This is a genomic window from Sinorhizobium sp. RAC02 (assembly GCF_001713395.1).
Taxonomy (GTDB): domain Bacteria; phylum Pseudomonadota; class Alphaproteobacteria; order Rhizobiales; family Rhizobiaceae; genus Shinella.
Genome location: NZ_CP016450.1, coordinates 3,812,923 through 3,825,475 on the forward strand (window position 1 = coordinate 3,812,923; position 12,553 = coordinate 3,825,475).

The 12,553-nt window shown below is 63.2% G+C and carries 16 protein-coding genes and 1 riboswitch; of the genes, 3 read left to right on the plus strand and 13 right to left on the minus strand.

Annotated elements, in window-relative coordinates; translation table 11 throughout:
* Positions 1 to 21: 21 nt before the first annotated feature.
* The gene (locus BSY16_RS18250; protein WP_069061617.1) at positions 22 to 534 is read right to left on the minus strand and encodes a flavin reductase; all 513 of its coding nucleotides are present in this window, start codon (positions 532 to 534) and stop codon (positions 22 to 24) included.
* 10 nt (positions 535 to 544) lie between these two features.
* Positions 545 to 2,104, minus strand: coding sequence for a 4-hydroxyphenylacetate 3-hydroxylase N-terminal domain-containing protein (locus BSY16_RS18255; protein WP_069060984.1), 1,560 nt, complete (start codon positions 2,102 to 2,104; stop codon positions 545 to 547).
* A 92-nt stretch (positions 2,105 to 2,196) separates the two neighbouring features.
* On the opposite strand from BSY16_RS18255, the gene BSY16_RS18260 reads away from it, so the two are divergent.
* Positions 2,197 to 3,078, plus strand: a complete 882-nt coding sequence (locus BSY16_RS18260; RefSeq protein WP_069060985.1) for a helix-turn-helix domain-containing protein — start codon at positions 2,197 to 2,199, stop codon at positions 3,076 to 3,078.
* Here BSY16_RS18260 and BSY16_RS18265 read toward each other — a convergent pair whose 3' ends face one another.
* On the minus strand, positions 3,079 to 3,366 hold the full coding sequence (locus tag BSY16_RS18265; RefSeq protein WP_069060986.1) for a DUF2218 domain-containing protein: 288 nt from the start codon (positions 3,364 to 3,366) through the stop codon (positions 3,079 to 3,081). It abuts the gene before it with no gap.
* On the minus strand, positions 3,366 to 3,815 hold the full coding sequence (locus tag BSY16_RS18270) for a PadR family transcriptional regulator (RefSeq protein ID WP_210187397.1): 450 nt from the start codon (positions 3,813 to 3,815) through the stop codon (positions 3,366 to 3,368). Before BSY16_RS18270 ends, BSY16_RS18265 begins: the two co-directional genes overlap by 1 nt.
* Before the next feature lie 237 nt (positions 3,816 to 4,052).
* Here BSY16_RS18270 and tsaA point away from each other — a divergent pair, with 237 nt between their 5' ends.
* Positions 4,053 to 4,574 (plus strand): tRNA (N6-threonylcarbamoyladenosine(37)-N6)-methyltransferase TrmO, encoded by a 522-nt coding sequence (gene tsaA / locus BSY16_RS18275; RefSeq protein ID WP_069061618.1) that lies wholly within the window; start codon positions 4,053 to 4,055, stop codon positions 4,572 to 4,574.
* Here the strand turns inward: tsaA and BSY16_RS18280 are convergent.
* A complete protein-coding gene (locus BSY16_RS18280; protein ID WP_069060988.1) occupies positions 4,571 to 4,780 on the minus strand; it encodes a TOBE domain-containing protein in 210 nt (69 codons plus the stop codon). The two genes, tsaA and BSY16_RS18280, sit on opposite strands and share 4 nt — an antisense overlap.
* A gap of 138 nt (positions 4,781 to 4,918) precedes the next feature.
* Here BSY16_RS18280 and BSY16_RS18285 point away from each other — a divergent pair, with 138 nt between their 5' ends.
* Positions 4,919 to 5,752: an amidohydrolase family protein gene (locus tag BSY16_RS18285; RefSeq protein WP_069060989.1), complete on the plus strand. Its 834-nt coding sequence runs from the start codon at positions 4,919 to 4,921 to the stop codon at positions 5,750 to 5,752.
* On the opposite strand, the gene BSY16_RS18290 is transcribed toward BSY16_RS18285, so the two are convergent.
* The 8 genes from BSY16_RS18290 to BSY16_RS18325 all read right to left on the minus strand — a co-directional run bounded on the left by BSY16_RS18290 (position 5,753) and on the right by BSY16_RS18325 (position 12,525).
* Positions 5,753 to 6,358: a thiamine phosphate synthase gene (locus tag BSY16_RS18290; RefSeq protein ID WP_069060990.1), complete on the minus strand. Its 606-nt coding sequence runs from the start codon at positions 6,356 to 6,358 to the stop codon at positions 5,753 to 5,755.
* The gene (locus BSY16_RS18295) at positions 6,355 to 7,128 is read right to left on the minus strand and encodes a thiazole synthase (protein WP_069060991.1); all 774 of its coding nucleotides are present in this window, start codon (positions 7,126 to 7,128) and stop codon (positions 6,355 to 6,357) included. Before BSY16_RS18295 ends, BSY16_RS18290 begins: the two co-directional genes overlap by 4 nt.
* Before the next feature lies 1 nt (position 7,129).
* A complete protein-coding gene (gene thiS / locus BSY16_RS18300) occupies positions 7,130 to 7,327 on the minus strand; it encodes a sulfur carrier protein ThiS (protein ID WP_069060992.1) in 198 nt (65 codons plus the stop codon).
* On the minus strand, positions 7,324 to 8,304 hold the full coding sequence (gene thiO, locus BSY16_RS18305) for a glycine oxidase ThiO (RefSeq protein ID WP_171902429.1): 981 nt from the start codon (positions 8,302 to 8,304) through the stop codon (positions 7,324 to 7,326). Before thiO ends, thiS begins: the two co-directional genes overlap by 4 nt.
* A gap of 2 nt (positions 8,305 to 8,306) precedes the next feature.
* Positions 8,307 to 10,130: a phosphomethylpyrimidine synthase ThiC gene (thiC, locus tag BSY16_RS18310; protein ID WP_069060994.1), complete on the minus strand. Its 1,824-nt coding sequence runs from the start codon at positions 10,128 to 10,130 to the stop codon at positions 8,307 to 8,309.
* Positions 10,131 to 10,223: 93 nt separating this feature from the next.
* Positions 10,224 to 10,340, minus strand: a riboswitch (TPP riboswitch).
* Positions 10,341 to 10,474: 134 nt separating this feature from the next.
* Positions 10,475 to 11,191 (minus strand): Bax inhibitor-1/YccA family protein, encoded by a 717-nt coding sequence (locus BSY16_RS18315; protein ID WP_069060995.1) that lies wholly within the window; start codon positions 11,189 to 11,191, stop codon positions 10,475 to 10,477.
* A gap of 28 nt (positions 11,192 to 11,219) precedes the next feature.
* The gene (locus BSY16_RS18320; protein WP_069060996.1) at positions 11,220 to 11,993 is read right to left on the minus strand and encodes an anti-sigma factor family protein; all 774 of its coding nucleotides are present in this window, start codon (positions 11,991 to 11,993) and stop codon (positions 11,220 to 11,222) included.
* Positions 11,980 to 12,525, minus strand: a complete 546-nt coding sequence (locus tag BSY16_RS18325; RefSeq protein ID WP_069060997.1) for a sigma-70 family RNA polymerase sigma factor — start codon at positions 12,523 to 12,525, stop codon at positions 11,980 to 11,982. Before BSY16_RS18325 ends, BSY16_RS18320 begins: the two co-directional genes overlap by 14 nt.
* Between the last annotated feature and the right edge of the window lie 28 nt (positions 12,526 to 12,553).

The window sequence follows — 12,553 nt, forward strand, 5'->3', positions numbered from 1 at the left end:
TCAAGAGGCTTCTGTCGCGTGTCAGCCGCCAAAGCTTCCCGTCTGCGTCGGCACATGCACGTAGTTGCGATCGAAATAGAGCAGTGCATGCCCGTCGCGCCGGCAGCGGATGTCCACCACCTCGCCGATGAAGATGTTGTGGGTGCCGACGAGCCGGGCTTCCGTCAACCGGCAATCGAAGGAGACGATGGCGTCCGCCAGCGCCTGGTTGCCCGAGGGCAGGTCCGTCCAGTCGGCATCGGCATAACGCGCTGCCATGTCCGTCTGCTGTCCCGCGAAAGAAGCGGCGAGCGCCTTGTGCTCTTGCGTCAACACATTGACGCAGAAGCGCCGGTTCTCGATGAACAGCTGCGTCTGGGCCGAGCGGCTGTTCATGCAGACGAGCAGCGTCGGCGGTTCGTCTGTCACGGAGCACATGGCGGTGGCGGTAAAACCGCCACGCCCGGCGTCTCCCTTGGTGGTGATCACATTGACGGGCGCGCAGACCCGCGCCATCGCGTTGCGGAATTCGGTTTTCGAGATATGGATGTCCATGGCGCGGCCCTCATTCGGCCGCATCGCGGACAGCATCGCCACCCTGCGGTGGCAGCCAGGTATCCCCCGTCCAGCCGCTCTCGTCATAGTCGGACATGCATTGGTCGACGAGCGCTTCCATCTCCTTCAGCCGTCCGCCGCGCTCGGCGCCCTTCAGCACCTGGAGGCGCACCTCTTCCGGCGCACCGGCATAGTTCAGCTCGTAGAGTGCGTGGCGCCCGCCGAATTCCGTGCCGGTCGCGTCCCACAAGAGCTTCATGATCTTGATGCGCTCGATATGGCCCATGTCGTTCGAGCCGCGCACATATTGCGCGAGATAGCGGTCGATCTGCGGATTGGCAAAATCCTTCACGGAGGAGGGCAGGTAGATGAGGCCGGAGGCGACCGTGCGGCGCACGATGTCGATGACCTTCGGATAGGCCTCCGACATGAAGGTGCGGTAGCAAAGTGCGGCTTCGAGGTTCGGCAGCACCGCCCCGTTCGCCCAGGGGATGGGATTGTAGGCCATGGCGTTCGAGAAGGACCAGAACTGGTGGCGGATGGCGATCACCTCGCCGAGCATCGCCTGGTTGCCGCGGAAGGCATCGCCGCCGGTGGCGCGCAAGGCCTTGGCGAGCAGGCCGGCCAGAAAATCCATCTTCACCGCAAGCCGCGTGCAGCCCTGGAAGCAGTAACCGTGCATGAAGCCGGAGGCCGGATGGAAGGAGAGGATTTTCGCGGCGTCGCGCAGCACCAGCACGTCCTCCCAGGGGATGAAGACATTGTCGAGCACGAGGATCGCGTCGTTTTCGTCGAAGCGCGAGGAGAGCGGGTAGTCGAAAGGATGGGCCGCGGTGCTCGCCGTCTGTTCGTAGGAGGTGCGGCAGAACATCTTCACGCCCGGCGCATTCATCGGCACGATGAACATGACGGAGAGCGATGGATCCTCGGTGACGGTCGCCGAACTCTGGGCGAGGAAGTTGTAGTGCGTCAGCGCGGAGGACGTTGCGACGACCTTGGCGCCGGACACGTAGATCCCGGCATCCGTCTCCTTGGTGATGTGCACGAAAACGTCCTTCACCGCATCGGCCGGCTTGTGGCGGTCGATCGGCGGGTTGACGATGGCGTGGTTCATGAAAAGCACGCTTTCCTGCGCGCGTTTGTGCCAGGAAAGTGCATTGTCCTTGAACGGCCCGTACCAGTCGGCGTTGGCGCCGAGCGTGTTCATCAGCGCGGCCTTGTAATCCGCCGTGCGGCCCATCCAGCCATAGGACATGCGCGCCCAATCGGCGATGGCGCCCTGCTGGGCGATGAGATCTGCGGCGGAATGGGCGACGCGGAAATATTTGTGCGTGTAGCCGCCGGAACCGGTGTCGGTGGGAGACGTCAGCCGTTCCTGACGCTTCGGATCATGCAAGGCATCGTACATGCGGGCGATGGAGCGCGCCGAGTTGCGCATCGAGGGGTGGCTGGTGACGTCGGCGATGCGCTCGCCGTTGATATAAACCTCGCGTCCGTCCCTGAGGCTGGCGAGATATTCGGCGCCGGTGAACGGCCGGGTCTTGTCGCTACGATGGTCTTCCGCACGCATGGTGATCCTCCTCAAAATCCTGACAAATGCTAGGTCGGGGCGGCGGGCGTGGCCATGGACAAACCGGGCAATTCGCTGGTACTTTTTCCCGCATGAAGGATCGCAGCGACGTCCCCACCTTCTTTGTCTATGGCGAGCCGAGCCGCGCGCTCGACGTCGGCTTCCTGCATGTCGAAACCGTCATGGAGCGAAAAAGCCTGCATTTCGGCCGCGTCGCGCCGCACAAACATCCATTTATGGGGCAGGTCACCTATTGGTTCGCCGGGGGAGGGCGCTATCAGGTCGAAGACCGCACTTGGAATTTTTCCGCTCCGGCGATCAGCTTCGTGCCGAGCAACGTGGTGCATGGATTCGATGTCGGCGGACAGTCGGATGCCATTGTCGTTTCGATTTCGGACGACCTGCTGCGGGCCATTGGGCCGCAGGTCGATCTTGCGCTCGACGCACCGGTGCTCATTGCCGGTGAGGCGGGCGCTCCGGGCTGGAACCGGATCGGTGCACTGCTCGACATGGTGATGGAGGAATATCGCGGCGGCGCCGCAGCCAGCGAGCGGATGCTGGCAAGCCTCGTCGGCGCCGTGCTGTCGCTGATGGCCCGTCTCGGCGGCAATGTCGGTTTCGAGGCGGCATCGCCTGTGGTAGCGCTGGGGCTGGACCTGCGCCGGGCGATCGACCGCCACTACCGCGAGGACTGGCCGGTCGTGCACTATGTCGAGCGGCTGGCGACGACGCCGCACCTGCTCGACAAGGCGGCGCGCACCGTCTTCGGCCAGACGGTGAAGGAGATGGTGCTGGAGCGACGCCTGCTGGAGGCGAAGCGCCTGTTGCGCTTCACCATCCGTCCGATGGAGGATATCGGCCGGGAGATCGGCTTCGAGGACCCGGCTTATTTTTCCCGTTTCTTCCGCAAGCGCATGGGGCTTTCGCCAACGGACTGGCGCCGGCAGAACTCGGAAGCTGCCGGCGCCAGCTGATCAGGCATCCTGCCAGTCGACGGCGAGTTCCTCGCGGAAGGCGAAGCGGACGAGGTGGCGGATGACCACGTCCTTCAGCTGCTCCATGTCGTCCGCGCTCGGTGCGGTGAGATCGATGTGCAGCGCGCTGCCGTCCGCCTTCAGCCGGCAATCGCCGATCGAAAAGGAAATCTCTCCGGCCTGTTCATCGAAGGTCACCGGCCGCTTATGGGCAAAGTGCTTGCAGAGTTGCTGCAGGTAGCGGCTGGCATGTTCGGTCGGAATGGCGGTCTTGCTGGCAGTCGTCATCAGCTCTTCTCCACGGTTTTTGCGGCAAGATCGAGCGCGGCGGCAATGGTTTCCGCTGCCTCTTCGCTCAGGTCGCCGCCACGCAGGCGCAGCCGCATGGCGAGTTTCAGGTTTTCCATGGCGCGCACGACGGGTGCCGGTACGCCTTCGCGACCTCCCGGTCCCTTGCCGGCGCGGGCCATGAGTTCGTCGATCGCGGCGCGGTTGGCGGAGAGAAAGGCTTTTCCCTCAGGCGTGATGCTGTAGCGCTTGCGCCCGCCTTCCGCCGGTTCGATCACGGCATAGCCCATGTCGTCGAGCCAGGAGAGCGTCGGATAGATGACGCCCGGGCTCGGGCTGTAGCTGCCGCCGAAGCGGTCTTCGACGGTCTTGATCAGCTCATAGCCGTGGCTCGGCGCATCCGCGATGATGGCAAGCAGCAGCAGGCGCAGTTCGCCATAGTCGAACAAGCGTCCGCCGTGGCGGCCGCCCCGGCCAGGGCCATGGTGCCGGCCGCGATGGTGGGAACCCGAATGATCGTCGGGCGGTGAAAAGTGGCGGTGAGGGCCGCATCCCATTCTGTGTCTCATATTGCCGATATAAATCTCGATATATCGAAAATCAAGATATATCGAGATTTATATCTTTAAAAAGAGTCCGGCAGTCGTTATCGTCGTATCTTGAAGAATATAGCGATGGAGATTTGCATGGTCCGGCTGAACGAAATTCGTCAAAACGAGGTCGTGGTCACACGACCAGCCACCGTGGATGCGGAACTCGTCTTCATCGGCCGGATTTCGACGCCATGGACCTCGCGCATGGAAACGCCGCGGCAGGGGCGTCCTGACGGGCCGGTTTGCACGATCGAGATCTTCGAGCCCTGGGTGCAGGCCCTTGCGGGTGTCGAGCGCTTCGAGCGGCTTGAAGTGCTCTATTGGCTGCACCAGTCGCGTCGCGACCTCGTGCTGCAAAGCCCGGCCTCGAATGGCGAGGTGCACGGCACCTTTTCACTGCGCTCGCCTGTTCGGCCCAATCCGATCGGCACGTCGATCGTCGCCTTGGAGAAGATCGAGGGAAATCGTCTCTTCGTGCGTGGCCTCGACTGCCTCGACGGCACGCCGCTCATCGACCTCAAGCCGGATCGTACACTTTTCAAGCCGATCGCACCGCCGCAGAAGGGCGATTACGAGACCGGCCAGGTGCATATGTGCAAGAAGATCGACAACTAATCGTCGATGGCGACCATCACGTCTGATGCCTTGATCACCGCATAGGCCTCCTGCCCGGCGGCAAGGCCGAGATCGTTCACCGCATCGTTGGTGATCGCCGCGGTGATGATCGAGCCGCCGACATCGATACGGACATGGGCGGTCGTTGCGCCGAGAACGACTTCGACGATCTTGCCCTTGAGGCGGTTGCGTGCGCTGATCTTCATCGTGTTTCTCCTATGCCTGCAGGGAGAACTAGTGGGGCGGCGCGGGATTGGAAGGGTGAGACTCAATCAGATCGGCAATTCGTATTTGAATGGATCATTCTTATGTGGCAGTCTTCGCCATCCTTGGAGGAGGCCCGGATGATCATCGATACACACCTGCATCTCATCTACCGGGATCAGCTCTCCTATCCGTGGCTCGCCAGCGTGCCAACGCTTGATGCTGACTTCACGCAGGAGCTTTATGCGCGCGAAGCGCGCAGGGTCGGCATCGTCGCCGCTTTGCATATGGAAGTCGATGTCGCGGAGAGCGATATTCCGCGGGAAACAGAAGTGGTCGAAGCGCTTGCGCGGGAGGAAGGCAGTCTGCTCGCCGGCGCCATCGCCGCCTGCCGGCCGGAGGCGCCGGATTTCTCGGCCTATCTCGAAACGGTGCTTGCCAATCCCTTCGTGCGCGGCTTCCGCCGTGTGCTGCACGTCGTGCCGGACGATGTTTCCGAGGGCGTGCTGTTCCGGGCAAACATCAAGCGACTGGCGGGAACCGGGCTCAATTTCGATCTCTGCGTCTTGCCGCACCAGATCGAAAAGGCGATCGCCTTGGCCGATCTCGCCCCCGACGTCTCCTTCGTGCTCGACCATTGCGGCGTGCCCGACATCAAGGGTGGTGGTTTTGACGTGTGGAAGGGACCGGTCGCCGAAATCGCGCGTCGGCCGAACGTAACGGTAAAACTCTCCGGCATTCCGGCCTATGGCGCGGAAAACTGGACGCTGGAGGATCTCAAACCCTATTTCACCCATGTTGCGGACAGTTTCGGTTTCGACCGCATGGTCTGGGGCAGCGACTGGCCGGTCTGCACGCTCGGCGGTGGGCTCTCCACCTGGATCAGCGCGACGCAGGCCCTGCTCTCCGGCGTCAGCCTGGAGGACAAGGCGCACGTTTTCGCGGACAATGCCAAACGCCTCTGGAAGCTTTGATCAGCGCCACCGTGCAGTACGCTCGATCCATTCGCGCGTGCGGGCCTCCGGGTCGGCATTGAGCGTGACGTCGGTCACCACAGCGGCGCTGTCGGCACCGTTTTCGAAGACGGCGGAGAGGCGATCCGGGTTGAGGCCGCCGATGGCGACGAGCGGAAGAGGGGTGATGCGGGTTTTCCAGTCCCTGAGCCGTTCGACGCCCTGCGGTGCCCATTTCATCTTCTTCAGGATCGTCGGCCAGACCGGCCCCAACGCCACATAATCGGGTTTTTCCGCCAGCGCGGTTTCGAGTTCGGCCTCGTCATGGGTGGAAAGGCCGAGTTTCATGCCGGCGGCGCGGATGGCGCTGAGATCGGCTGTGACCAGATCTTCCTGGCCGAGATGCACGAAGTCGCAACCTTCCTCGATCGCGAGCTGCCAATAGTCGTTGATGATCAGCTGGCAGTCGTGTTCGGCGCAGATCGTTTTTGCACGGCGGGTTTCCGCGCGCAGCCGGTCCTCCGGCAAATCCTTCATGCGCAGCTGCACGAGTTTCACGCCGACCGGCACGAGGCGCTCGATCCAGTCGGCGCTGTCGACGATTAGGTAGAACGGGTCGAGCTTCATGAGAAGACAGCCTTTCCAATGACTGGGGTGGAGGGAACGGCCATGTCGCGCGGCTCGAGCGGGACAGCAGCATGGGCGAGGTGGCCGGCCGCGATGGCAAGCGCGAAGGCTTCGGCCATGGTGGCCGGATCGCCGGCGCCGGCGACGGCGGTGTTGAGAAGCACGGCGTCGTAGCCGAGTTCCATGACCTGGGCGGCGTGCGAGGGGCGGCCGATGCCGGCATCGACGATCAGTGGCACGTCCGGAAAGTGTGCACGGAACGTGCGCAGCGCCATCGGATTGACCGGCCCCATGGCCGAGCCAATCGGTGCACACCAGGGCATCAGGACCTGGCAGCCAGCTTCCAGCAGTTTTTCCGCCACGACGAGGTCGTCGGTCGTGTAGGGAAAGACCTGAAAACCTTCACCACTCAGGATGCGGGCCGCCTCGACGAGGCCGAAGACATCGGGCTGCAGCGTATCGTGATGGCCGATCACCTCCAGCTTGATCCAGTCGGTGCGGAAAACCTCCCGCGCCATCTTCGCCGTCAGCACGGCCTCCTGCAAGCTGTGGCAGCCGGCAGTGTTGGGCAATACGCGCACGCCGAGTTCACGGATCAGCTCGAAGAAGGCGCCGCTCGCCTTGCCGCCGGACGTCTCCCGGCGCAGCGATACGGTGACGATTTCCGTTTTGGAGCGCCGCACCGCCTCGGCCAGAATGGCGGGAGACGGATAACGCGCGGTGCCGAGCAGCAGGCGGGATTGAACCTCGATATCATAGAGTTTCAGCATATCAGCCTCCCTGCATGGGCGACAGGATTTCGATGCGGTCACGGTCTCCGAGCGTGAAGCCGGCGCGATCCTCGCGGTGCACCAGCTCACCGTTCACCGCCGTCGCCAGCCATTCGCCCTCGTAGTCGAGGGTGGAGAGCAGGTCGGCGAGTGTGGCGGCCGCAACCTGCTGTTCCTCGCCATTGATGATGAAGGTCATGATGCCCGCCTTTCCGGTTGTCTCTGTTCTGCCAGAAGCCGCCGTGCAACCTCGCCCGCCATGGCAGGGGCGAGCAGAAAGCCGTGCCGGTAGAAGCCATTGACGTGAAGAGTGTCACCGTCTTCCGTCACACGCGGCAGGTTGTCGGGGTAGGCTGGACGCACGCCTGCGCCTGTTTCCACAAGCCGCGCTTCCCCGAAGGCGGGGTGGAGCGCGTATGTGGCATTGAGCAACTCCATCAGCGAACGGGCGGTGATGGGGCCGGTATCCTCGCTTTCGATCATGGTCGCGCCGACCATGAAGCGGCCCTTGTCGCGCGGCACGATGTAGATCGGATGGCGTGGATGCAGCAGGCGGACGGGGCGGGAGAGGGTTATCTCGTCGCTTTCGAGCGACAGCATTTCTCCGCGCACGCCCCGAAGGTTCGGAAGGCGGCCGATTCGGGCAGCACCCGTGCAGTCGATCACCCGATCGTAGCGGGTTGGTTCGCCGGCTGCGCCGAAGAGGAAACGCATGCGCGCCTCTTCAAGGCCTGCGGTCAACGCGGAAAGCGCCTTGCGAGGATCGAGATGCGCCTCCTGCCGGAAGAACAGCGCCTTGCGGAAACGGCCGGCGAGATCCGGCTCGAGAGCCGAGATCCCTGCATCGTCCAGCCATTCCCAGCCGCTGGTGCGGCCGGCAAAACGGTCGAGTTCGCCGGCATCGCGGCCGCCGGCGACGACCAGAGTGCCACGACGGTGCACATGGCCGGGCAGGGCGGCCTCCCACCAGTCGGCGGCCATGCGCCCGAGGGTCAGCACGGGTTCCTCGGCATTTTCCCGCTCGCACCACGGCGCCAGCATGCCGCCGGCAAAGCCGGAGGCGCCGGTGCCAACTTTTCCGGCGCGCTCTGCAATCGTGACGTCGAAGCCGTGGCGATAGAGCTGCCAGGCGACCGTCAGGCCGGCAACGCCGGCCCCCTTGACGAGAACGCGCATGGTCATTCTCCGACCGGCGTTTGACCGAGGGGCATGTAGAGATCACCGCCCTCGCGGAATTTCGCGGCCATTGCCTCCAGCCCCTCCTTCTGCGCCTCGGCGCGAATGTCGTGCGAGATGCGCATGGAGCAGAATTTCGGCCCGCACATCGAGCAGAAATGCGCCACCTTGTGCGCTTCCTTCGGCAGCGTCTCGTCGTGGAAGGACCGCGCCGTTTCCGGGTCGAGCGAGAGGTTGAACTGGTCCTCCCAGCGGAACTCGAAACGGGCGCGCGACAATGCGTCGTCGCGTAGTTTTGCCGCCGGATGGCCCTTGGCGAGATCGGCGGCATGCGCCGCGATCTTGTAGGTAATGACGCCGACCTTCACGTCGTTGCGATCCGGCAGGCCGAGATGCTCCTTCGGCGTGACGTAGCAGAGCATGGCCGTTCCGAACCAGCCGATCATCGCCGCACCGATGCCCGACGTGATGTGGTCGTAGCCGGGAGCGATGTCGGTCGTCAACGGGCCAAGCGTGTAGAACGGGGCCTCGCCGCAGACCTGCAGCTGCTTGTCCATGTTCTCCTTGATCTTGTGCATCGGCACATGGCCGGGGCCTTCGATCATGACCTGGCAGTCCTTCGCCCAGGCGATCTTTGTCAGTTCGCCGAGTGTCTCCAGTTCGGCGAATTGCGCGGCGTCGTTTGCGTCGGCAATCGAGCCGGGGCGCAGGCCGTCGCCGAGCGAGAAGGTGACGTCATAGGCGCGGCAGATGTCACAGATTTCCTCGAAATGCTCGTACAGGAAGCTCTCGCGATGGTGATGCAGACACCACTTGGCCATGATCGAGCCGCCGCGCGAGACGATGCCGGTAACGCGGTTGACGGTGAGCGGGATGTAGGGAAGGCGCACGCCGGCGTGGATGGTGAAATAGTCGACGCCCTGCTCGGCCTGTTCGATCAGCGTGTCGCGGTAGACTTCCCAGGTCAGGTCCTCGGCAATGCCATTGACCTTTTCCAGCGCCTGGTAGAGCGGCACGGTGCCGATCGGTACGGGTGAATTGCGGATGATCCATTCGCGGATGTTGTGGATGTTGCGGCCGGTGGAGAGATCCATGACGGTATCCGCGCCCCAGCGGATCGCCCAGACCATCTTCTCGACCTCCTCCGCCATGGAAGAAGTGACGGCGGAATTGCCGATGTTGGCGTTGATCTTCACCAGAAAATTACGGCCGATGATCATCGGCTCGGCTTCCAGATGGTTGATGTTGGCGGGGATGACGGCACGGCCGCTTGCGACTTCCTGGCGGACGAATTCCGGCGTGACGAAATCCGGAATGTGTGCGCCAAAACTCTCGCCGTCACGGGCAAGCGCCTCCTTCACCGCCTTGCGGCCGAGGTTTTCGCGGATCGCGATGAATTCCATTTCCGGAGTAACGATGCCGGCGCGGGCATAGGCAAGCTGGGTCACCGCCTTGCCGTCCGTTGCCCGGCGCGGATGGTTGCGAACGGGGAATTCCGGCGTCAGTCGCTCGCCGGTGGCAAAGCCGTTGTCCTCCGGGCGGATGTGGCGGCCCTCATAGCCCACAGTGTCGCCGCGGGCTGAAACCCAGGTTTCGCGCAAGCGTGGCAGGCCGGCCTCGATGGCAACGACATGGCTGAGGTCGGTGTAGGGGCCGGAGGCGTCGTAGACCACGACCGGCGGCTCGCCGGAGGTCGGGTGCAGGGAAATCTCGCGCATCGGCACGCGGATATGCGGATGCTGCTCGCCGGCGATGTGGATCTTGCGCGAGGCGGGCAGGGCGCCGGTGGTGACGGTGGGGGTAAGCTTCTGGGCGGCAATATTCATCGTGAGGCTCCAAGTTTTCGTTTGGAGACCCAGTCCTAAAGCCGGAATGATGGAAAGACGCCGACACGGAATCCGGACGTCGGACCACCTGTCAAAACAGCGCTTGCACCGTCCCTACGCCAGTATGAACTGGATCAGGTTCAACGGGTCACTGCGCTGCGAAAGCTAGCAGAATCTCAGCCCCTTGTCGGGACCCCCCTGGTGAATGCCTTAAGCAAAGACGCTACGGGGCGATTTGTCAACACGGTAAAATATGTAAGTTTTTACTCACGTTTTGTTGCGGTGCGCACAAACAGAAACGGCGGGGTTTTGCCCCGCCGTTTCCTTTGAAATCAGTGCGAAAACTATTCGCGCTCGCCGGTGAAATTCAGCAGCAGCTGGAAGATGTTGACGAAGTTCAGGTAGAGCGAAAGCGCACCGAACACGGCCATCTTCTGTTGCGATTCCTGGTCGATGTTTTCGGCATACTGTTCCTTGATGTTCTGCGTGTCCCAAGCGGTGAGGCCGACGAACACGACGATGCCGATCACGGAAATCGCGAACTGCAGCGCGCTCGAACCGAGGAAGATGTTGACGATCGAGGCGATGACGACGCCGATCAGGCCCATGATCAGGAACGAGCCGAACTTCGACAGGTCACGCTTCGTCACGTAGCCGTAAAGGCTCGTCGTGCCGAACATCGAGGCCGCGATGAAGAAGGTGCGCGCGATGCTCGTGCCAGTGAAGACGAGGAACACCGAGGCGAGCGACAGGCCCATCACGGCGCAGAAGGCCCAGAACATCATCTGTGCCGTGCTGGCCGACATCGTCTGGATCTTGAACGAGAAGAAGAAGACGAAGGCGAGCGGCGCCAGCATCACGACCCACTTCAGCGGGGACGAGAAGATCGGCACGTAGAGGGCCGGCGTCGAGCCGACGATGAAGGCGACGAGGCCGGTGATGACTAGGCCTGCGCCCATGTAGTTGTAGACGCGCAGCATATGCTGGCGCAGACCCTCGTCGAAGAGGGCGGCCGACTGCGCCTTCGCGCCGTAGCCAAATCGCTGTTGTACGGGTTCCATCATGGGTCTCCTTCGGTGGAACGGTTGATCAGTAAAGCGTGCGCGAGAGATCCCGCGCGGTTTCCGCCAGGTCGTCGGCCTTTAGGCTTTCCGATACCAGCGCATAGGCGACCTCGCCGATCTGCCAGTAGGCCGCCCGGGCATTGTCAGCGTGGAAGAGCAGGACGTGCTGCACGGCAAACGAGCCGGGGCGCACGGCAAAAAGCGACAGGCGTTCGTCCTTGCGCGGCTCCAGCACCAGCTCGACGCTCGGGCCGTAGGCGGAGGGGAAGACCTGCGTGTCGACCACGGTCCAGCCCTTCGGCAGGTTTGGCAGCACGATGGCCGTCGCCGAGCGGATTTCGGCCGGATCGAAGATTTCGATTTCGGGCTGCGAAGCCATGGAGTCGCGCAGCAGCGTCGTCTTGTGCGCTCTGACGGCCTCTTCGACAAAGGCCGGGGGTGGCGTCGAGGCAATGACCTCCGTTGCGCCGAACGGCCCGAGCGTCGCATGCGCGGTCCAGCCGGCGGCAACAAAAAGCGCGATGGTGGCGGCGCGGCGGAAGACCGAGAAGATGCGACGGCGCGACAGCGCGCGTTCCAGCAGACGCGCGGCTTCACGCGTTGCCTGCCGGGTCACCGTGCGGTGGTCGGCAAGCGCCAGGCGCAACTCGTCGCGCACGCGAAGATCCTTCATGATCTGGGCGGCGACCTCCGGCCGTTCCGAAAGATAGGCCTCTACCTCGATGCGCCGGCCGACGGCGAGCTGGTCGTCGACATAGGCGTTGAGATCGGATTCGATGATGGGATCATTGCTTGTCATCGTCAGTGCCTCCGACGATCTTGAGATGCGTGACAGGCGCGGTAGCGCCGTTCTGTTCAAAGGCCCGCAGCCGTTTGCGGGCGCGGGCGACCCGCGACATCAGCGTGCCGACCGGAATGCCGAGCGTGTCGGCGGCTTCCTGGTAGGAAAGCTCTTCGATGGCGACGAGGTGCAGGGCTTCGCGCTGCTCCTCCGGCAGGGCGAAGAAGGCGTTGCGCAACTGCGTCAGGCGCACCGAATGATCCTGGTTTGCCGGCACGGATGTTTCCGCCACTTCGGCCGCGGCATCATGGCGGCGCTTTTGCGAATGTCGCTGGCGCAGACGGTCGATATGGGCATTGTGCAGGATCGACATCAGCCAGTTGCGCACATTCGCGCCGGTGCGGAAGGTGGACTGGCGCTCATAGGCCTTCACCAGCGCGTCATGCACAAGGTCTTCCGCTTCGTCCGGATTGCGGACGAGCGAGAGCGCATAGCGCCGAAGCGCCGCAAGCTGTCCGATCACATTGAAGCCGGGTGTCTTTCCGTTCATGTCCCAATATACGAGCGCTGCGTGGCTC

What these genes read in the sequence shown, in the direction of transcription:
- BSY16_RS18250 (WP_069061617.1), bottom strand. Translation starts at nt 534, where the DNA reads ATGGACATCCATATCTCGAAAACCGAATTCCGCAACGCGATGGCGCGG.
- BSY16_RS18290 (WP_069060990.1), bottom strand. Translation starts at nt 6,358, where the DNA reads ATGAAGCTCGACCCGTTCTACCTAATCGTCGACAGCGCCGACTGGATC.
- BSY16_RS18320 (WP_069060996.1), bottom strand. Translation starts at nt 11,993, where the DNA reads ATGACAAGCAATGATCCCATCATCGAATCCGATCTCAACGCCTATGTC.
- BSY16_RS18280 (WP_069060988.1), bottom strand. Translation starts at nt 4,780, where the DNA reads ATGAAGATCAGCGCACGCAACCGCCTCAAGGGCAAGATCGTCGAAGTC.
- thiC (WP_069060994.1), bottom strand. Translation starts at nt 10,130, where the DNA reads ATGAATATTGCCGCCCAGAAGCTTACCCCCACCGTCACCACCGGCGCC.
- tsaA (WP_069061618.1), top strand. Translation starts at nt 4,053, where the DNA reads ATGGTCCGGCTGAACGAAATTCGTCAAAACGAGGTCGTGGTCACACGA.
- thiS (WP_069060992.1), bottom strand. Translation starts at nt 7,327, where the DNA reads ATGACCTTCATCATCAATGGCGAGGAACAGCAGGTTGCGGCCGCCACA.
- BSY16_RS18255 (WP_069060984.1), bottom strand. Translation starts at nt 2,104, where the DNA reads ATGCGTGCGGAAGACCATCGTAGCGACAAGACCCGGCCGTTCACCGGC.
- BSY16_RS18260 (WP_069060985.1), top strand. Translation starts at nt 2,197, where the DNA reads ATGAAGGATCGCAGCGACGTCCCCACCTTCTTTGTCTATGGCGAGCCG.
- BSY16_RS18285 (WP_069060989.1), top strand. Translation starts at nt 4,919, where the DNA reads ATGATCATCGATACACACCTGCATCTCATCTACCGGGATCAGCTCTCC.
- BSY16_RS18265 (WP_069060986.1), bottom strand. Translation starts at nt 3,366, where the DNA reads ATGACGACTGCCAGCAAGACCGCCATTCCGACCGAACATGCCAGCCGC.
- BSY16_RS18295 (WP_069060991.1), bottom strand. Translation starts at nt 7,128, where the DNA reads ATGCTGAAACTCTATGATATCGAGGTTCAATCCCGCCTGCTGCTCGGC.
- BSY16_RS18325 (WP_069060997.1), bottom strand. Translation starts at nt 12,525, where the DNA reads ATGAACGGAAAGACACCCGGCTTCAATGTGATCGGACAGCTTGCGGCG.
- BSY16_RS18315 (WP_069060995.1), bottom strand. Translation starts at nt 11,191, where the DNA reads ATGGAACCCGTACAACAGCGATTTGGCTACGGCGCGAAGGCGCAGTCG.
- thiO (WP_171902429.1), bottom strand. Translation starts at nt 8,304, where the DNA reads ATGCGCGTTCTCGTCAAGGGGGCCGGCGTTGCCGGCCTGACGGTCGCC.